This window comes from Natronoarchaeum rubrum (genome assembly GCF_024494695.1).
The window spans coordinates 574631-592089 of sequence record NZ_JANHDP010000002.1; the positions used below are offsets into that span (position 1 = coordinate 574631).

The 17459-nt window shown below is 67.4% G+C and carries 20 protein-coding genes; 9 read left to right on the forward strand and 11 right to left on the reverse strand.

The features are described 5' to 3' along the window. Positions 1 to 15: 15 nt before the first annotated feature. The gene (locus NO931_RS07080; RefSeq protein WP_256391929.1) at positions 16 to 783 is read left to right on the forward strand and encodes a DUF5806 family protein; all 768 of its coding nucleotides are present in this window, start codon (positions 16 to 18) and stop codon (positions 781 to 783) included. 25 nt (positions 784 to 808) lie between these two features. Here NO931_RS07080 and NO931_RS07085 read toward each other — a convergent pair whose 3' ends face one another. Genes NO931_RS07085 through NO931_RS07100 form a run of 4 tightly spaced genes read right to left on the reverse strand, consistent with a single transcriptional unit; the run spans position 809 to position 4866 of the window. Continuing rightward, positions 809 to 1603 carry an AAC(3) family N-acetyltransferase gene (locus NO931_RS07085; protein WP_256392052.1) on the reverse strand — a complete coding sequence of 265 codons (795 nt, stop codon included), beginning with the start codon at positions 1601 to 1603 and terminating at the stop codon, positions 809 to 811. A gap of 42 nt (positions 1604 to 1645) precedes the next feature. Then, positions 1646 to 2929, reverse strand: coding sequence for a dihydroorotase (locus NO931_RS07090; RefSeq protein WP_256391930.1), 1284 nt, complete (start codon positions 2927 to 2929; stop codon positions 1646 to 1648). Between the two features lie 47 nt (positions 2930 to 2976). Then, positions 2977 to 3657 (reverse strand): lipoate--protein ligase family protein, encoded by a 681-nt coding sequence (locus NO931_RS07095; RefSeq protein WP_256391931.1) that lies wholly within the window; start codon positions 3655 to 3657, stop codon positions 2977 to 2979. 42 nt (positions 3658 to 3699) lie between these two features. Then, complete coding sequence (locus NO931_RS07100) at positions 3700 to 4866, reverse strand: hypothetical protein (protein WP_256391932.1); 1167 nt, start codon at positions 4864 to 4866, stop codon at positions 3700 to 3702. Positions 4867 to 5096: 230 nt separating this feature from the next. Between NO931_RS07100 and NO931_RS07105 the strand changes: the two genes are divergently transcribed. Then, positions 5097 to 6029: a DUF8155 domain-containing protein gene (locus NO931_RS07105; protein WP_256391933.1), complete on the forward strand. Its 933-nt coding sequence runs from the start codon at positions 5097 to 5099 to the stop codon at positions 6027 to 6029. 9 nt (positions 6030 to 6038) lie between these two features. Here the strand turns inward: NO931_RS07105 and NO931_RS07110 are convergent, their stop codons facing one another. Next, a complete protein-coding gene (locus tag NO931_RS07110; protein WP_256391934.1) occupies positions 6039 to 6611 on the reverse strand; it encodes a cysteine hydrolase family protein in 573 nt (190 codons plus the stop codon). Between the two features lie 150 nt (positions 6612 to 6761). Here NO931_RS07110 and NO931_RS07115 point away from each other — a divergent pair, with 150 nt between their 5' ends. Together NO931_RS07115 and NO931_RS07120 are read left to right on the forward strand one after the other, a co-directional pair. Next, positions 6762 to 7007 (forward strand): PRC-barrel domain-containing protein, encoded by a 246-nt coding sequence (locus NO931_RS07115; RefSeq protein ID WP_256391935.1) that lies wholly within the window; start codon positions 6762 to 6764, stop codon positions 7005 to 7007. Next, on the forward strand, positions 7008 to 7472 hold the full coding sequence (locus NO931_RS07120; protein ID WP_256391936.1) for an NOB1 family endonuclease: 465 nt from the start codon (positions 7008 to 7010) through the stop codon (positions 7470 to 7472). Here the strand turns inward: NO931_RS07120 and NO931_RS07125 are convergent. After that, positions 7469 to 7600 carry a ribbon-helix-helix domain-containing protein gene (locus NO931_RS07125; protein ID WP_256391937.1) on the reverse strand — a complete coding sequence of 44 codons (132 nt, stop codon included), beginning with the start codon at positions 7598 to 7600 and terminating at the stop codon, positions 7469 to 7471. The genes NO931_RS07120 and NO931_RS07125 overlap by 4 nt on opposite strands. A 183-nt stretch (positions 7601 to 7783) precedes the next feature. Here NO931_RS07125 and NO931_RS07130 point away from each other — a divergent pair, with 183 nt between their 5' ends. From NO931_RS07130 to NO931_RS07140, 3 genes are all read left to right on the forward strand, one after another. Beyond that, positions 7784 to 9457 carry an Hvo_1808 family surface protein gene (locus NO931_RS07130; protein WP_256391938.1) on the forward strand — a complete coding sequence of 558 codons (1674 nt, stop codon included), beginning with the start codon at positions 7784 to 7786 and terminating at the stop codon, positions 9455 to 9457. Between the two features lie 63 nt (positions 9458 to 9520). After that, positions 9521 to 10990, forward strand: coding sequence for an Hvo_1808 family surface protein (locus NO931_RS07135; protein WP_256391939.1), 1470 nt, complete (start codon positions 9521 to 9523; stop codon positions 10988 to 10990). A gap of 30 nt (positions 10991 to 11020) precedes the next feature. Next, positions 11021 to 12166, forward strand: a complete 1146-nt coding sequence (locus NO931_RS07140) for a nicotinate phosphoribosyltransferase (protein ID WP_256391940.1) — start codon at positions 11021 to 11023, stop codon at positions 12164 to 12166. Positions 12167 to 12181: 15 nt separating this feature from the next. On the opposite strand, the gene NO931_RS07145 is transcribed toward NO931_RS07140, so the two are convergent. Together NO931_RS07145 and NO931_RS07150 are read right to left on the reverse strand one after the other, a co-directional pair. Continuing rightward, complete coding sequence (locus NO931_RS07145) at positions 12182 to 12793, reverse strand: TIGR00296 family protein (RefSeq protein ID WP_256391941.1); 612 nt, start codon at positions 12791 to 12793, stop codon at positions 12182 to 12184. Between the two features lie 154 nt (positions 12794 to 12947). Beyond that, complete coding sequence (locus NO931_RS07150; RefSeq protein WP_256391942.1) at positions 12948 to 13118, reverse strand: hypothetical protein; 171 nt, start codon at positions 13116 to 13118, stop codon at positions 12948 to 12950. A 127-nt stretch (positions 13119 to 13245) separates the two neighbouring features. On the opposite strand from NO931_RS07150, the gene NO931_RS07155 reads away from it, so the two are divergent. Next, a complete protein-coding gene (locus NO931_RS07155; protein ID WP_256391943.1) occupies positions 13246 to 14088 on the forward strand; it encodes a polyprenyl synthetase family protein in 843 nt (280 codons plus the stop codon). Positions 14089 to 14320: 232 nt separating this feature from the next. Here the strand turns inward: NO931_RS07155 and NO931_RS07160 are convergent, their stop codons facing one another. The 3 genes from NO931_RS07160 to NO931_RS07170 all read right to left on the reverse strand — a co-directional run bounded on the left by NO931_RS07160 (position 14321) and on the right by NO931_RS07170 (position 16740). Continuing rightward, entirely contained in the window at positions 14321 to 14743 is a 423-nt protein-coding gene (locus NO931_RS07160) for a hypothetical protein (protein ID WP_256391944.1), read from the reverse strand. Positions 14744 to 14889: 146 nt separating this feature from the next. Then, the gene (locus tag NO931_RS07165) at positions 14890 to 15591 is read right to left on the reverse strand and encodes a hypothetical protein (protein ID WP_256391945.1); all 702 of its coding nucleotides are present in this window, start codon (positions 15589 to 15591) and stop codon (positions 14890 to 14892) included. 60 nt (positions 15592 to 15651) lie between these two features. Next, positions 15652 to 16740: a DUF373 family protein gene (locus NO931_RS07170; RefSeq protein ID WP_256391946.1), complete on the reverse strand. Its 1089-nt coding sequence runs from the start codon at positions 16738 to 16740 to the stop codon at positions 15652 to 15654. 245 nt (positions 16741 to 16985) lie between these two features. Between NO931_RS07170 and NO931_RS07175 the strand changes: the two genes are divergently transcribed. Beyond that, positions 16986 to 17441, forward strand: a complete 456-nt coding sequence (locus tag NO931_RS07175; RefSeq protein WP_256391947.1) for a pyridoxamine 5'-phosphate oxidase family protein — start codon at positions 16986 to 16988, stop codon at positions 17439 to 17441. Positions 17442 to 17459 lie beyond the last annotated feature (18 nt).

Sequence of the window (17459 nt, forward strand, 5' to 3'; positions counted from 1 at the left end):
CGGCAACGTCTCGCCATGTCCGACGAGTCGCCGAACCCTTCTGTCGACCGAGACGATCTCTCTGCGGACAGCTCCGACGATCCCGCCGACTCCGACACGACGGCCGAACCGGCAGCCGCGTCCGACGACGCCGCGGACGCCGCAGCGTCGGCCGCCGCCGATGCGCAGGACGCCGCCGATGCGCAGGACGCCGCGACGGCCCAGCCGTCCGTCCCGGACCCCGACGCGGCGTCGGGCGGCGACGACGCGCCCGACGTGCCGCCGGACGTCCAGAAGTACGCTCGATTCAAGAAGATGGACGGCGCCCAGTACGATCGGGTCAACGAGTTCCTGCGCGAGCGCACGTACGTCACCGCTCGCGAGTGGGCGATCGCCCGGCTCTGCGCGGACTTCCGAACCGAGACGGGCGTCGAGATGACGAAGATCGGCGAGAACCTGCCCGACCTCGTGCCCTTCATGACCGACACGTACACGCCCCAGGCGGTCAACCAGGCCCGCTCGTCGTTCGAGGAGAAGGTCCGGAAAGCGGGCGCGACGTTCCTCTACGGCGCGATGTGCGACTTCTTCACCGCCGAGGAGCTCGACGACGTGATGTACGAGGCGACCGAGGTCGCGAAGTTCCTGCTGGAGGTCGAGGGCGTCGATCTCACCGTCGAGGAGGAGCTGGACGCCGAAGATCGGATCTCGGCGGTGATGCGGGACGTTCGCGAATCCAGCGCCGAACTGCGCCACGACCACTCGGAGTGCCCCGAGTGCGGCCACGACCTGACCGCCGACGACTGAGCCGCCGGCTCCGATCCTCGCCCGGTCAGCGCACCAGGTAGTACGGATCTTCTTCGATCTTGGGCTTCAGCGCGTCGAGCAGCTCGTCGGCCCGCACCGAGATCACCGTGAGTCCGTTGAGATCGAACAGGTCGAGGACGCCCGCTTCCATCAGGTCGCGCTGGACGCCGACGCGGTTCCAGTAGTATACGTACTTGTTCTTGCTGTAGTTGCGCTGGACGACGTCCTCGCGCTCCCCGTCCGCGTCCTCGACGGTGCCCTCGACCTCGGTCGTCCGCGCGTAGGGGACGTCCAGCACGCGCTCGACGTAGTGGAGCTGGGTCGAGACGAGCCACGGCGTCCCGACGTTGAGGATGCGAACGCCGTCGTCGTGGAGCTTGCCGAAGCAGCCGTCGGGCGCGAACGTGTCGCGGTGGGTCCGGTCCTCGAAGCGGTAGTCGCCCCGGACCAGGATCGAGTGTAGCGGATCGCGCGTCCGGTAGTCGGCGTCGTCGAAGAACAGGCTGGCGAAGGCGCCGACGGCCGGCTCGGTCTTCTGGCGGTGGAAGTGGCCCGTCTCGCGGAACGACTGGGTGTAGCCCGGCGTCAGGATCGATTCGAACTCGGCGTCGAGCCGATCGAGCAGGAACTCGTAGGGGTTGCCGTCGAACGCCGCGCTCACGTCGCTCAGGCCGGCGTGAACGAAGGCGGCGTCCTCCTCGTACTCGGCGAGAATCGACTCGAACAGGTCGGGGGAGGCGGGGCCGGTCGGCTCGTCGCGCTGCTTGCGGACGTAGTGCGTCGCGCTGCGCCAGAGCGTCTCCGGCAGGTGGGCGACCATCACCACGAGACTCCCCCTCGACGCCGGTTAGTTATGACCGGCTTATCGGCGGACGTTCCGCCCGACGGCGTCGCCGAACTCGCCGTCTCGATAGACGACCTCGCCCCGAACGAGCGTGAGTTCGGGGAAGACGCCGCGCCGGCCCTCGAACGGCGTCCATCCGCACTTCGAGTTCAGATCCTCGCCCCGAATCTCCCGGCTCGCTTCGGGGTCGAACAGCACCAGGTCGGCGTCGCGCCCCTCCTCGACCCGGCCCTTGCTCGGCAGGTCGAAGATGTCGGCGGGATTGGCGGCGATCAGGTCGCGGACGCGCTCGTAGGAGAGGTTCTCCCGTCTGGCTTCCTCCAGCAGCAGCGGGAGCATCGTCTCGACGCCGGGGACGCCGCTGGGCGCATCCCAGAGCCCCGATTCCTTCTCCTCGCGGGTGTGAGGCGCGTGGTCGGTCGCGATCACGTCGACCGTCCCATCGGCCACGCGCTCGTAGACCGCTTCGCGGCGCTCGGCGGATCGCAGCGGCGGGTTCATCCGGCCGTACGTGCCCAACTCGTCGGCGTCGTCGCGCGAGAGAAAGAGGTGATGCGGCGTCACCTCGCAGGTCGCTCCGCCGGCACTGGCGGCGTCGATCCCCTCGGGCGTGCTGGTGTGGGCGATGTGGATCGCCGCGTCGCTCTCGCCGCCGACCTCGACGGCGCGCTCGACGGCGGCTTCCTCGGCTTCGGCGGCCCGGAACGCGCTCCAGAGATCGGCGTTGGCGTCACGCCCCGCACCGCCGGCGTCCTCGTCCCGTGCGGACTGATCGAACAGGTCGGCGTCCTCGGCGTGGACGGTGACGGTCACGTCGTCTTCGGCCGCCCGCGCGACGGCGTCGCCGAACAGATCGGCGTCGATCCCCATGTCGCCGGTCGAGTCCGCAAGGAACACCTCGCCGAGCGCGAACAGCGGCCGATCGAACAGCTCCTCGGGGTTCCAGCTCTCCGTGACGCCGCCGTTGAGCCCGTAGTCGACGTACGACGCCGCGGCGAGGTCGGCCTTCTCGTCGAAGCCGGCGCCGTCGACCGTCGCCGGGTCGGTGTTGGGCTGGTCGACGACGGTCGTCACGCCGCCCGCGGCGGCGCTCTTCGAGCCGGTCTCCCAGGTCTCCTTGTGCGAGTAGCCCGGCTGGCGGAAGTGGACGTGCACGTCGATCGCGCCCGGAAAGAGGCGCTTGCCCGCGGCATCGACGTCGGGATCGCCCGACAGCGAGGGCTCGACGGCGTCGATCTCCCCGTCGGCGATCCGGACGTCGCGCTCGCGGCCGTCCGGCAGCGTGGCGTTGGCGATGAGCATACTCGCCCTCGTCGGGGCGCACTCCTAAACGTCCCGGAAGCGCGCGGTTACGAGATCCGATCGACCGTCGCCTCTCGATCCCCGACGACGGCGTCCTCGATGGCTCTGGCGACCGTCTCCGAATCGTCCGGTCCGCCCGCGTCCGCGACAGATCCCACCGTCTCGGGCTCGAACTCGACGCCCAGCGCGCCGTAGACGGGCGCCAGCACGTCGGCGATCTCGCGGCGGTCGTCGACCACCACGACGGACGCGACGAGCGCGGTGTCCTGCTTGACGCGCTGAGCGACGCCGGCGATCTTCCGACCGTCGACCCGCAGCGAGTGCGTCCCCGGACAGAAGGCGTTCGGCGGCTCGCCCGGTTCGGCGTCGACGCCGAGGCTCGACAGGGCGGAGCGGAGCTGGTCGACCGCCTCGTCGTAGCGCTCGTCGAGACCGCGCCGCACGTCGTCGATCGGGCGGGCGTGTGCGACCGCGAGCGTGGTGCCGGTGTAGGCCACCGCCCGCCCGCCGACGCTGCGCTCGACCGGCTCGAAGCCGCGCTCGCGGGCGGCCCGCCGCGCCCGATCGTACCCCTCGGCGTTGGCGTCCCGACGCCCGAACGCGATCTGCCGATGTGGGCGCCAGACCCGTAGGGCGGGTTCGCCGGTCTCGGCGGTTCGGTGGTGGGCATCTGCCGTCGCCCTTCGGTCGGCTTCGGGAGTAGCCGGACGGCCGTGAAGAACGCGCACGGGTACACGACACGTTCGTCCGTGATATAAATATGAGCGCTGTCAGAAAAACGGGAGATCCGAGTAATGGAACACGCCAATGACCGCAAGCAGCTCCAAAAGGAGAAACAGTCCGAGGAGTCCGACCGCTACTGCCAGAGATGACTGCGCTCGTTTGAGCAATTTCCTCATCCGGTTGTTCCTCCGGTTGTTGTCCCTGGACCAGATCATATGCGCCTCGACCAGTCGTTGCTCGAATTCGGCTTCGTTGAAATCGAGCGTCAGCACGTATCGTACATCACGGAGATCGGGACCGACGATCCGCAGCGCCTGCCGGTACGCCCAATACGAGTACAGTATCGGGAGAATCAGGAAGAAAAACAGCGGAACAAGAAGGATCGAGTACTGAAACACTGATATCAAGGGCGTTCCCGCGGACCCTGTTCGGAGATTGGCCAACAGCGTTATCGCGGCAAACACCACGCCGAGGATGAGAAATGTCTGTTCGGTCGATCGAAGGCTCATCTCTTCGAGGGTAGTGCGTCGGTCGACCGATTGCAAGAACGTCGATTTCGTCTCGTCGACGAGCTGTGAGAGCACAGCGTCGTCCGGAGGATCCCTGACCAGCACTTCGGTATCGTCGTCGATCAGCATCGGCGGAACGTTCGAAAAAACATCTACGTCTCGCTCACCGACTGGATCGGCCTGGGCAACTCGGATCGTGGTCGGTTCGTCGAGTTGTACGTCGAACTTGTCGTCGTACGTAACGACCGAGCCGTTTAGATGTTTCTGGACTTCGTGTTCGATCCCTCGGGTACTCGTGCCGGCCGTAGAGTCTGTCTTACGGCTGTTCGACCCTTCCCCGTCCGATACGGCGTTGTCGAGTGAGTCGGCCTCTACGGGCGCGAAAACGACAAACTTCGCTGACACGTATTCGCACTCTCGGATTCCGACGGTCTCACCGTGTTCGACGTTCGCGTTTTCGCGCACCCGTTCGCCGAGCGCGATCTCGTCACTAGCGAGGGTCCCATCGGAACTGTCGACGGTAGCCGCTGTGGTCTGGCGCCCCGTGAGGAGGACGACGTCTTCCTCTTTGAGACTGACATTCTGCATGAACTCGCGATTCAGGCGCACCTTTTGAGAAGGCGGTTCGTTCTCTCCCTCGCCGATCGTCAGTCGCCACTCCCCGGTGGTCGGTCCCGTTTCCGCCGATGTGTGGTTCCTCGTCACGGCTGGAACTAGAAGTCCTTCTCGGCCGATCGGTCGTATCTTACCATTAGTATCGGTGTATGGCAATACGACTCCGATGATAGCTAAGAGATTTTTTTCGTGTTCGATTGACCTGGCTGACGGAATACAACGATATGCATCGGATTACTACTGACAGCTCGAAGGAATCGTATACGCCGCGATGCAGTCGACCGACGCAACTTTCGAGCAGCACCGGCTACTACGATTCGATGCCGATCACCCTCTCCGGTGAGGTCCTCTCGCGGTACCGCCGCTTCTCGCTGTACAACTCCCCGTTCGACGCTCACGACCGGGGCTGCGCAATCGACCTGTACCCGCCCGCCGACGCGACGGTCGCGCCCAGCCCGGTCGCTGGCGAGGTGGTAGACACTCGAACCGTTCGGGCGCCGCCGAAGCCGTACGCCGCCGAGCACGACCACCTGATCGTAATCGATCAGGGCGACCGCGTCGCCCGGATCCTCCACGTCGATCCCACCGTCGAACAGGGCGAGCGCGTCGCGGTGGGCGACCCGCTGGGCGAGCTGGTGCGAGCGGGCTTCTTCGCGCCGTGGGTTCCGAATCACATTCATCTGGGCTTCCGGCCGGCTGACGCCAATCCCTATCGGGCGGCGGGCTCGCTTCGGGTTGAGCCGGCCGTCGACGTCGAACCGCTGGCGTGGGACGGCACCGGCCGCGTCGTCGAGCGCGGCAAGACGTTCGTCGTCCTCGACGAGCCCGCTCATCCGGCTCCGGGCGAGCGCTTCGTCGGAATGGCGGCGGGAGGAATCGACGGTGACGACCGACTGCTCGGCGTCCTCGACGGCGGCTTCCCGCACTACGAGGGCGGCGGTCTGCTGTCGGCCGACGCCGGAGCGGGGCACCCGTCGGCCGACGCCGGATCGACCGCGGTGCCGAGCGGGGCCGACGCCGGATCGACCGCGGCGTCCGAGAGCGATCGGGCCGTGACGCTGGCTGGCAGCGCTATCGGCGTCGCGACGGGTCGCCACGTCACCTGGGACGGCGTGACCGTGCTGGCCAACGGCGAGCCGATCACCGGCATCGCGCTGTTCGCCGCCCGTGACGACTTTGGCGCGAAGCTGATCTGTCCTGACCGGTCGTTCGATGTCCGGGAGCGTGTTCAGGTTGCGGTCCGAGCCGACTGAGTTGCGGCGTCAGGCGAACTCGACGTCCTCTCGCTCGACGACCTCTCCAAACAACCACTCGGCGTGCTCTAAGGCGTACTCCTGGTGCTCGTCCTCGATCGCGCCGATGGCGTCCTCGACGAGCAGCGGGCGGTAGTCCCGCAGCCCGGCGCTCCCCCCGGTGTGAAGCACGCAGACGTTCGCGAGCGTGCCACAGAGCACGAGATCCTCGACGCCGCGCGCGCTCAGCCACCCGTCGAGCTGGGTCTGGTGGAACGCGTCGTAGGTGTGTTTCTCGACGACGAGATCCTCCTCGCGCACGTCGAGTCCGTCGACGATTTCGGTCTCCCAGCTCCCCTCGACGACGTGCTCGCCCCAGCGCTCGAACTCGTCGTAGTAGTGGTTCCCCTCGAACTGCTCGGGCGGGTGGACGTCGCGCGTGTAGACCACCCGCGCGCCGGCCTCGCGCGCTCGATCGACCAGTTCGGCGATCGGTTCGATCGCGGCCTCGCTCCCCGGAGCGTAGAGGCTGCCCTCGGGGTGGGCGAAGCCGTTCTGCATGTCCACCACGACGACCGCGGTGGCGTCGGGATCGAGTTCCATACCCGATGGTAGCGGCCCGCAGGGAAAAAATCACGCGGGAACTGGCCGCGTGAGCGCGGGTAGTCGAGTTGCTCGGCGACATCTTTCCGACGCGATGGTGGGGGAAGGATGCCCGTGGAGTTTATAGTACAGCAGCCGAAAGCCGGTGGTATGTCCGACATACTCGCCGAGAACCTCTCGGGGAAGGCCGTCATGGGGAGCGACGGAACCGAGCTCGGAATGCTGTACAACATCACGATGGATCTCAAGAGCGGCGAGCTCGACGAGGTTCTGATCGAGCCCGACGAGGAGACGATGGGCCGCAACGTGAGCCTCGACACCGACGAAGCGGGCCGCTACAGGGTGCCCGTGCAGGCCGTGCAGGCGGTCAAGGATTACATCGTCGTCAGCCGCTAAATGTACGTTCTCGACTCCTCAGCGTTCATCAACGAGTATCACACGACGGAGGACACCGCCTCGATCCCGCTGGTTCGGGAGGAGCTCGAAGACGAGAGCGCCTACCGGTACGACGCGATGGAGGGATCGGGGATGCACGTCCACATTCCCGGAGAGGAGACCGTCGAGACCGTCGAGCGCGCGGCCCGCGAGAGCGGCGACTTCGCCGAGCTCTCGAGCACTGACGTCAGGCTGATCGCCGCGACGTTCGAACTCGACGGCACGCTGGTCACCGACGACTACGCGATGCAAAACGTCGCTGACAAGCTCAACGTGGCTGTCGAAGTGATCGCCCGCGAGGGCATCGACGAGCAGCGCGATTGGCAGTTCCAGTGCCAGGGCTGTGGCCGCGAGTTCGACGAGAACCGCGATCGCTGCCCGATCTGCGGGAGCTCGCTGTCGCGGAAGAACCCCTCGAACGCTTAGTCTTCCTCCAGCGCCTCGCGCAGCAGCTGGCGGATGACCTCCTGTTCGGTCAGGTCGTACTGCCGGGCGAGCGCCTCGACCTGATCGCCGAGGTCGTCGTCGCAGACGACGGAGTACCGACGGGACATCGACTACCGGTTCGCAAGCCCGTGGCAAAAAGTTCAGTCAGACGGCCGTCATACTTGGGGCTCTGATGGAACACGGGCGAACGCCACCACCTCGGCGCAGGCGCCCGTCCGCACCGGCTACACCGGCCGATGGCGACGCGTCGAATGCCACACTTTTTGTGCGACTGTCACGTCCACTCACCCATGCGCCAGTTCTTCGCCGTCGGCGCGGCGCTGCTGTTCGTGCTGTCGGGCGTCGCGGCCCCCGTCGCAGCGGCGCCGGCGTCGAGCGATCAGCCGTCGACTGGTGTCGTTCAGCCCTCTACTCTTCAGCCGGCCGCCGCCGACGCCGCGGCCCCGCCCGACGCCGCGCTCGCCGCGGCGGCCGCCCAGCAGTCCGGTCCGGTCGGCGACTGCGCCGCCGCGCCGCCCGCGGATCTCGACGATCCCGACGCCGACGTGCTCGGCTGGTCGGAGGGGTACTGGTACAACGAGTCGGTCGCAGTCAACGACTCCGACGGGCTCAACGAAACCGAACTCGACGCCCTCGTCGGGCGCACTCAGGCCCGCGTCGAGGCGATCCGCTGTCTGGAGTTCGAGGAGGACGTCGAGGTCGACATCAGGACGCGAGCCGAGTTCCGGAACGCGTCGGTGTTCGGGAACATCTCCGAGAGCCAGCGCCGCTTCGAGAACGTCACCTACGAGGCGCTGATGCTCGTCGGCGCCGACGAGGACGCCGTCGAAGTGCAACAGGAGAACCTCGGCGCCGGCATCGGCGGCTACTACGAGCCGACGACCGATCGCCTCGTCGTCGTCTCGGACGATCCCGACGCCGTCCAGTTCTCCGAGCCCGTCCTCGCCCACGAACTCGTCCACGCCGTACAGGACCAGCAGTTCAACCTCACGCGCTACGACGCGCGGACGATCGACGACGCCAACGCCGAGAACGGATTGATCGAGGGCGACGCCCGCTACGTCGAGACGCTCTACCGGAACGCCTGCGCGGGCGCCTGGGACGGCACCTGCCGCACCGTCGAGAGCGGCGGAACCGCCAGCGGGGACCTCGCGAACCTGCCGCTGTACCTGCTGTCCTACCAGCCCTACAGCGACGGCCCGGCGTTCGTCGAGCACGTCCGCGAGAGCGGCAACTGGAGCGCCGTCGACGACGTGTACGACCGGGCGCCGAACACGAGCCAGGAGGTGATGTACCCCGTCCGGTATCCGAACGAGACGACGCAGAATCTCTCCGCGCCCAACCAGTCTACCGACCGATGGGAACAACTCTCCGTCGCGCGACGGCCGAACTACGAGATCGCCGGCGAGCCCGCCGTGTTTATGATGTTCGCGGCGCCGACGTTCGACGGCGACCGCGGCTCGCCGTTCGTCGACCGCCGCGAGTTCCTCCAGGGCGGCCAGAACTCGCTCGATCCGTACGACTACTCCGCGGACGTCACCGACGGCTGGAACGGCGACCGGCTCACGCCCTACCGGAACGACGACAACGAGACGGGCTACGTCTGGCAACTCGCCTGGGAGTCCGGCGCCGACGCCGAGGCGTTCGCGAGCGGCTACGGCGACCTCCTGCGGTACTACGACGCCGATCCGGTCGACGGCCGAGCCGACACGTACGAACTGTCCGGGGAGTTCGAGGGCGCCTACTCCGTCCAGCTCGACGACTCGACGGTCCGGATCGTCCACGCGCCGACCGTCGAGGAGCTCCGCCAGCTCGATCCGGACGCCGCGCCCGAGGGCGAGTCGAACGTGACCGAAGCCGACGCCGACCGGCAGGATGCCATCCCCGGCTTCGGCGCCGCGGCGGCGACGGCGGCGCTCGTCGGCGTCGCCCTGCTCGCGGCTCGACGCGTCGCTCGGAACTGAGCCGACCGATATCGACGCCGCGGACCGGCCGGTTTTATCACGTCGCTCTCCTACCGTCGAGCCATGCACGGACGGGCCGCGGCGCTGCTGGCGGTGCTCACGGTCGCGCTGCTCGCCGGCTGTTCGGGAGCCCCTCTCACGCCGGGTGCGGACGGCAGCCCCGACGACGGCGACGCGACGGCCCGCGAGCTGACCGACGACGAGCTCGGGCTGGTCGACGGCTACCGCTGGAACGAGTCGATCGACGCCGACGGCTCCGACGGTCTCTCCGAGGCCGAACTGGACGCCGTCGTCGCGCGGGCGATGGCCCGGATCGAGCGCGACCGGGGACTGAACTTCGAGCGGACGGTTCCGGTCGACGTCGTCTCTCGAGCGGAGTACCGGGAGTCCTCCAGCGGCCTCTTTGGCTCCTACGATCGGGTCGACGCCGTCGCGTGGCGCGCCTCCTTCGTCGTCGGCGACGAGGGCAACGTCACCGCGGCGTTCGACGAGCTGTACGGCTCGTCGGTGGCCGGCTACTACACCTCGGCCGACGGCGGCAAGATCGTGCTCGTCAGCGACGACCCCGGCGCGGTCCGGATCGACCGCTCGACGCTCGTCCACGAACTCGTCCACGCCCTGCAGGACCAGCAGTTCGGCATCGCCCGGGCGACCGAGACGCGCGACGAGCGCCTCGCCTGGAACGGGCTCGTCGAAGGCGAGGCCAACTACCTGATGCAACGGTACGACGAGCGCTGCGGCGCGGACTTCGCGTGCGTCGACGTGCCGACCGACGGCGCCGCTCCCGCGTCGGAGTCGCTGAACATGGGGCTGTATCTGACGACATTCGTACCCTACAGTGACGGCCCGGCGTTCGTCGACGACCTCCATCGGCGCGGCGGCTGGGACGCCGTCGACCGGGCCTACGAGGACCCACCGACGAGCACCGCTCAGATCATCCATCCCGACCGGTACCCCGACGATCCGCCCCGCAACGTCACCGTCCCCGACCGCAGCGGCGGCGAGTGGGAGCGGTTCGCGGCGGGCGGGGACGGCGAGGACGGTGGGAGCAGCGAGCCCGACGCCCGCACCGAGCGCCTCGGCGAGGCGTCGCTGTTCGCCGGGTTCTGGCACAACGGCGTGATCGGCTACCAGTACCCGTTCTCGGGCGCCGGCGAGCACTCCACGTACCGCTACGACCACCCGCTCACCGACGGCTGGGCGGGCGACGCGCTGGTGCCCTACCGCGACGGCGACGGCCGGACGGGCTACGTCCTCCGGACGGCCTGGACGAACGCCTCGGAGGCGGCGGCGTTCCGCGGCGGCTACGAGCGACTCCTCGATTCGCAGAACGCGACCGCGGTCGACGACGGCGTCTATCGGGTTCCCGACGGCGCCGCCTTTTCGGGCGCCTACCGGGTGACGCGGACCGAGGACGTCGTGACGGTCGTCCACGCGCCGACGGTCGCGGCGCTCGACGGCGTCCACGCGGCACCGGCCGCGTCGGCGTCGCTCTCGGACGCCGCCCCCGCCGCGGCGCCGACGAACGGATAGCTTTTGTCCGACCTCGCGCAATTCCTGTGCATGAGCGGCCCATTCGACACGGTCTCCGACGAGGCGATCAGGGAGGGCACCGCGACCGACGCGTACTTCCAGCGGACCGAGCGCACGCTCGAACACGCCGACGAGAACCCCCGCGTCGTCGCGGAGGTGACCGTCGACCAGTTCGCGACCGGCGAGTTCGACGTCCTCGCTGGCGTGAAAGACGTCGCCCACCTCTTCGAGGGGCGGGACGTCGACGTCGATGCGATTCCCGAGGGTCGGCTGTTCGACGGCGGTCCGGTGATGCGGATCGAGGGACCGTACCTGGAGTTCGCGCGCTTCGAGACGTCGCTACTCGGATTCCTCTCGCAGGCCAGCGCGTTCACGACGCGCGCCCTGGAGGCCCGGCGAGCCGCACCGGACTCGCAGGTGCTCTCCTTCGGCGCGCGCCACGTCCACCCCGCCATCACGCCCTTGGTCGAGCGCGCCGGTCTCGTGGCGGGGATGGACGGAATCTCCCACGTCGCCGCCGGCGACGTGCTGGGCCGCGAGGCCGGCGGGACGATGCCACACGCCCTCATGCTGATCTTCGGGAAGGGCGAGCAGGAGGCCGCGTGGACCGCGTTCGACGAGGCGGTCGGCGAGGACGTTCCCCGCGTCGCGCTCTGTGACACGTTCACCGACGAGGTCGACGAGACGCTGCGGGCGGCGGCCGCGCTCGGCGACGATCTCGACAGCGTGCGCATCGACACGACTGGCTCGCGCCGGGGCGACTTCCGCCACATCGTCCGAGAAGTGCGCTGGGAGTTAGACGCCGTCGGGCGCGAGGACGTCGGCATCTTCGTCAGCGGCGGCATCACGCCCGACGCCATGCGGAACCTGCGCGACGTCGTCGACGGGTTCGGCGTCGGCAGCTACGTCACGAACGCCGACCCGATGGACTTCGCGCTCGACATCGTCTCGATCGACGGCGAAGCGATCTCCAAGCGCGGGAAGCTCTCGGGCGTCAAAGAAGTGTACCGGACGGCCGCCGGCGGCCACCACGTCGGGCTCGCCGACGCGGAGGCGCCGGCGGACGCCAAAGCGCTGTTCGAGCCGCTCGTGCGCGACGGCGAGGTCGTTCGCGAGTTCGATCTCGACGCGGCGGCCGCACGGCTCCGGGAGGACGTGGAAGCCGTCGATCGATAGTGGCCGCGTCGCCGTCTATTCGAGCTTCAACTGCTCGACGCTGCCTTCCGGCTCGCGCTCGCGGAACGTCTGGCCCTCGAACAGCGTGACCATGACGTCCTCGCGCTGCCAGGCCTGCGGCGGCAGGCCGGCTTTCCGGCACGTCCGCCCCAGATACTCCTCTGCCGTCCAGTTGTTCTCGACGGGCACCGTCGGGTAGAGCCAGCCCGTCTCGCTGCCGGCGTCGACGACGACGCCGTGGCGGCCGAGCTCGATATCCTCGATCGGATCGTCAGTCAGAACGAGGTTCGTCACCGCGCAGACCGAAACCGTGATGTTCGACAGTTCGGCGGGTCGTACCTCCGACCCGCACGAATCGTCGCTGGCCGCGCGGATCGCGGCGTCGACGATGACGTGACCGAGCTGGTCGCCCCCCTGATGGCCCCCGGCACAGCCCCGGAGGCTCCCTCGCCCGCGTGTCGACTGCAGGCGAACGTAGGCGCCAGTGCGCTCGTAGAACGCTTCGCGCATGCTGCCGGGTTGTTCGCGGGATCCGTTCTGGACGTACGATTCGACGGCTTCCCGAGCCAGCTCCACCGCCCTCGCACCGTCCTCGTAGGAGAGTGTGACGCTCTGAGCCTCGGACATATACACGTACCACGTCACTCAGCACCTTCAAGCCTTTCCTTCGGTTTGTTTCACCCTACCACACTGGTAGGCGCGCGACTAACGGCTGCTCTTGACCGGTAACGACCGCCTAAAACCGGTCGACGTCGCCGGTATCCGGCGTCGAGGGAGCGGGCTATCGCGACTGGAGATCGTCGTAGGCCGTTGCCCCCACAAGCATGGTCCCAAACACCATGGCCATCATCCCCAATACCAACAACACGCCATTACCTCCCAGCAGTAGCGCCATAAACCCGCCCGCGACGGTCATTTGCACGCCAGTGATCGCGGCGATATACTTGTCCATGATCGCCGGATGGTCCCGCCGCCACAAATTGTTTCTGCACTGAAAGAATAGTCATAGGGAGCACCGTTCGACGTCGAGACGCTCCGATCCGTCACCTACTTGCCCGGCGACTCCTAAGCCGCCGATAATGGAGTTTCTGGAGCGCCGGCGGACGCTCGTCGAGGATCGGCTCGAAGCCGTGATCGACGGCGTCGAGCCGTCGGAGCTGGGCGAGGAGGTGGGCCACGTCGCGCTCTCGGGCGGCAAGCGCGTCCGGCCGCTCGTGACGCTGCTGGCCTGCGAGGCCGCGGGCGGCGACGCCGAGGACGCCGTGGACTTCGGCGTCGGCGTCGAGCTGGTCCACAACGCCTCGCTGGTCATCGACGACGTGATCGATCAGTCGGACGTGCGCCGCGGCGTCGAGAGCGCCTGGACCGCCTTCGGCTACGGGCCCGCGATCGTCGCCAGCGACGGCCTGCTCGGCGAGGCGTTCGAGCTGTTTTCCGGCGAACCGCGCGCGATGCAGGCCGCCACCGAGTCGATGATCGAACTCGGCGAGGGCGAGGCGACCGAGCTGGTCGCGATCCCCTCGAACGAGGAGGAGTACATGGAGCTCGCGCGGCGCAAGACCGGCGCGCTGTTCCGCGCCGCGGCCGAACTCGGCGCCATCGCGGCCGACGCCGACCCCTTCACCGTCGAGGCGTTCGGGGAGTACGCCGAGCGCGTCGGCGTCGCCTTCCAGATCCGCGACGACGTCCTCGACGCCACCGCGGACGCCGACGAGCTGGGCAAGCCGACCGGGCAGGACGCCGAGATGGGGCGTCCCTCCGTGGTGCAGGTCACCGAACTCTCCACGGAGGAAGCCAACGCCAAGGCTCGCGAGGAAGCCGATCAGGCGCTGGCAGCGTTAGAGCGGACCGACGCCGCCGATACCGAAGCCGGCGAGTACCTGCGGGATCTCGCCGAGTTCGTGGTCGTACGCGAGCGGTGAACGTGGCGAGCCGCGAACGCAGTTCGTAAATGGTGAGTGCGATCGTGACCCGTGATGCACCGCGCCGCGTACGCGCTGTACCATCAGAATGACCAGTAATTGGTCGTTTATGGGTTTTTGCACGCAACTATCTGTGAACGCCACGGTAAGTACAGGGAGCTGATCTAACGCTACGGAGTGTGATCTACCGAGGATTTGTTAGGAACAGCATGCTGAATACGAAAATTCAGGTTTACAGATTGTCACAATCAAGGTGGGCTTCCGGAATTGAGAGTTGCAGTTCGTTTTCTGGCTGTTCTAAGTGTGCCGTGGCCCACGTACACTCTACGCCCCATTCATGGGGGTGTGCTGTTTTAGTCCTGTCATTGACCCGGACTCTAACCGTATATTGGCTGGGCCTTCTCCCTTCCTCAAATTCATATCCCCACGTATCGCCACTTTCCACCTCATTTGATCCCCAATAGAGGATTTCCTCTTTTTCTTCATCTATTACTATGGAGTGAACTGTCTGGACGGTTCCTGTACGGTTTGTTGCACCAACTGCGAGGAGCTCAACCGTCGCAGTATCGCTTCCCGTTATCATTGAGCACCCAGCAGATCCAGCAAGAATTCCAGCAGATGTAGATAGCATTTGACGCCGGGATACTCGTCCCATGTTTTCAACTGATTCACTTACTTACATGAATGTTTTCAAACTGTACTTTTCCTCAGGGAGGCTTCATTGCTCAGTTTGCACACGCACGTACCGGAACGTACGCTCCGGTTCCCGGCGGGAGGTCGGATTCATCGAGGACTGGGTTCTCACCGTAGCGCTGCCGCGGCCAGCTTCAGCTCGGTCCATCCCCCAGCGACGAGCGCCTGCGGGAATCGACGCCGTGCACCCGCGAGCGCATCGGCGAGCGCGGCGTCGGCGTCCTCGAACACGCCCGCCCCGTGCCCGAACAGCACCCGCTCGACGTCGAGCTCGGTCAGCTGGTCCCGGGGCGGCCGGAGGCGAATCAGCACGAAGAGTGCGATCCGCTCGTCGCCGACCAGCGTTCCTTTCTCGGCGGCCATCGAATCGGGGACGTACAGCGTCCCCTCGGACTCGCGGTAGAGAAACGCCTCGGTCCAGCCGGGAAACGGCGCGTACTCGATCGCGCGAAAGCCCGAGCCGCCGAGGTCGCCCTCGAACCGCTCGACCGGGGCGTCGATGCGGTCGTCGACGCGGTCGATCCACGCCGGGACGTGGACCGGAACGTCGTGTCGGCGCGCGAACGCGGCGGCGTCCCGCGCGTGGTAGTCCGACAGCACGGCGACGCCGGCGACGTCACCGAGATCGGCGACGAGGTCGTCGACGCCCGGCGCGTCTATCGGGTCCAGCAGCCAGACGCCGTCGTCGCCCCGCACGGCATGGCTCGCCCGCTGGCCCTCCTCGTCGGGGTGGGCGATCCAGCCGACGCCGTCCGCTCGGCGGTCGATCGCCTCGAAGCCGTCGGGGTCCTCGCGGTCGTAGATCGGCATACGTCGGAGTGAGGACTCTCCGCAGAGAAAACGTTTCGGTTCCGCAACAGGTCGCCGGCGCTACGACGCCACTTCGGCGTCCCGCGGAAACCGCGCTTCCGCGATGGCGAACGTGAGGGTGCTTGCGATCCCCAGCAGCGTTCCGGCGGTCAGTGCGCCGGCGAGAATGGACAGATCGACGATGCCGAGCACGTACGCGCCGACGGCGTGGAGCACGAGCGCAATCGCCAGCACGTAGAACGGAGCGTTGAGATAGCGCCAGCGCAGCCGCTCGGCCAGGTACTCGTCAGTGATCTGGCCGAGGCTGGTCGTCAGCCCGGCGGCCGCGAACCAGCGGACGGCGCCGTACACCAGCGCCGCGGCGACCTCGACGGCGCTCAGCGGCGCCGCGCTGCTCGACTGGAGCGCTTCGAGCTGTTCGACGCCGCTGGCGCCGCCGATCACCAGCAACACGGTGGCGACCAGGTACGTGATCAGCGTCGCCCGCCCGGCGTAGAGGCTCCGGCGTCCGCGCTCGACCCATCGATCGATCGACTCGCTCAGGCCCAGCCCCCGCGAGAGCAAGTAGAGCCCGAGTAGCGCCGACGTGGTGCCCAGCACCAGCCCCGGTAGCTCGAAGTAGCTCGCCAGCACCGACAGCGGGTACATCATCAGCAGGATGCCGATCGGCACCAGCAGCGTCCCCCGCGTCTCGGGGTCGTTGAGCACCTGCTTGATCGTGTAGTACATCGATTCGAGGTCCTGGGCCTGCCGGACGACGACGCGCCGGACGCCGTCGACGGTCACGCGCGAGCGGATCACCGGAATCACGCTCTCGTCTTGCGCGCCGTCGGTGACGACCAGCGCCCGGACCTCCTCGCTGGTCGAGAGGCTCGCCAGCACGGTGTCGACCTCCTCGCCGACCGCGCGGTTGGCCGCGACGTCGCTGCCGTCGGTGCCGGTCACCGCGGCGACCTCGACGGCCTCGTCCTCGACCTCCTCGGCGATGTGAAGCCCCTGGAACAGCACGTTGACGTCGCTGTCCTCGGGATCGGCCGTCGCCAGCGCGACCGCGGCTTCCCGCACCGGCTCCTCGCCGATCACCGGTGATCCGACCGGGGTCTTGCGACCCAGGTCGTCGTCGAGGTCGACGCACAGCACCAGCAGCATCGGCCGAGGCTACGAGGCGGTTCGGTTTACCTTTTTCCCGACTCGCTGCTCCGAACTCGCTGCGGACGGCGACGATCAAGAAGCCGACAGCGATCAGGCCGCCCGAGGCCGAACGTCACCCGGCGACACAGGCTATCGTGGCAGATGCGGTCTCGACGTTCTCTTTTCCTGGCCGGCGTTTCCGCGAGTTCGTGTGTTCGGCGTCGGACCCGCTATTTTTCCTATGAGTCGTTGTATCGTGACACATGGACTCGATTCGCTGGGCGAAACTGTCCGACGATGAACTCGACGAGTTCCTCGACGATGGCGGGACCGGCGTAATTTCCTTTTCGACGGCCGCCGACGAGCCGCCGTTCACCGTTCCGGTGTCGTACGGCTACTACGCCGACGAGCGGCAGTTCTACTTCCGCCTCTCGTTCCCCGACGAAGGGGGCAAGGCCGAGTTTCTCGACCACCCGGTCGCGTTCGTCGCCCACGGACGGGAGGACGGCCAGTGGCGAAGCGCCGTCGCGACCGGTCAGCTCGAGGAGGTGTCGGATGCACCCTACGAGTCGATGCAAGTACAGGGGCTGTGGGCGGTGCGGATCCCCAGGGTCGACATCTTCGATCGTCCGCCCGAAGACGTTCCATTCCGCGACTTCCGTCTCGTCCCGGACACGCTCGACGGGCGCAAGGAGTTCCGATCGGACGCGGAGTCGTAGCGTCGGTCGCTCTGTCCA

Bases quoted from the DNA above. Each gene is read 5' to 3' on its own strand.
- NO931_RS07110 (WP_256391934.1), bottom strand. From the start codon at position 6,611: ATGGAACTCGATCCCGACGCCACCGCGGTCGTCGTGGTGGACATGCAG.
- NO931_RS07135 (WP_256391939.1), top strand. From the start codon at position 9,521: ATGCACGGACGGGCCGCGGCGCTGCTGGCGGTGCTCACGGTCGCGCTG.
- NO931_RS07140 (WP_256391940.1), top strand. From the start codon at position 11,021: ATGAGCGGCCCATTCGACACGGTCTCCGACGAGGCGATCAGGGAGGGC.
- NO931_RS07155 (WP_256391943.1), top strand. From the start codon at position 13,246: ATGGAGTTTCTGGAGCGCCGGCGGACGCTCGTCGAGGATCGGCTCGAA.
- NO931_RS07130 (WP_256391938.1), top strand. From the start codon at position 7,784: ATGCGCCAGTTCTTCGCCGTCGGCGCGGCGCTGCTGTTCGTGCTGTCG.
- NO931_RS07120 (WP_256391936.1), top strand. From the start codon at position 7,008: ATGTACGTTCTCGACTCCTCAGCGTTCATCAACGAGTATCACACGACG.
- NO931_RS07080 (WP_256391929.1), top strand. From the start codon at position 16: ATGTCCGACGAGTCGCCGAACCCTTCTGTCGACCGAGACGATCTCTCT.
- NO931_RS07115 (WP_256391935.1), top strand. From the start codon at position 6,762: ATGTCCGACATACTCGCCGAGAACCTCTCGGGGAAGGCCGTCATGGGG.
- NO931_RS07085 (WP_256392052.1), bottom strand. From the start codon at position 1,603: ATGGTCGCCCACCTGCCGGAGACGCTCTGGCGCAGCGCGACGCACTAC.
- NO931_RS07175 (WP_256391947.1), top strand. From the start codon at position 16,986: ATGGACTCGATTCGCTGGGCGAAACTGTCCGACGATGAACTCGACGAG.
- NO931_RS07160 (WP_256391944.1), bottom strand. From the start codon at position 14,743: ATGGGACGAGTATCCCGGCGTCAAATGCTATCTACATCTGCTGGAATT.
- NO931_RS07145 (WP_256391941.1), bottom strand. From the start codon at position 12,793: ATGTCCGAGGCTCAGAGCGTCACACTCTCCTACGAGGACGGTGCGAGG.
- NO931_RS07105 (WP_256391933.1), top strand. From the start codon at position 5,097: ATGCCGATCACCCTCTCCGGTGAGGTCCTCTCGCGGTACCGCCGCTTC.
- NO931_RS07170 (WP_256391946.1), bottom strand. From the start codon at position 16,740: ATGCTGCTGGTGCTGTGCGTCGACCTCGACGACGACCTGGGTCGCAAG.
- NO931_RS07165 (WP_256391945.1), bottom strand. From the start codon at position 15,591: ATGCCGATCTACGACCGCGAGGACCCCGACGGCTTCGAGGCGATCGAC.
- NO931_RS07125 (WP_256391937.1), bottom strand. From the start codon at position 7,600: ATGTCCCGTCGGTACTCCGTCGTCTGCGACGACGACCTCGGCGATCAG.
- NO931_RS07090 (WP_256391930.1), bottom strand. From the start codon at position 2,929: ATGCTCATCGCCAACGCCACGCTGCCGGACGGCCGCGAGCGCGACGTC.
- NO931_RS07150 (WP_256391942.1), bottom strand. From the start codon at position 13,118: ATGGACAAGTATATCGCCGCGATCACTGGCGTGCAAATGACCGTCGCG.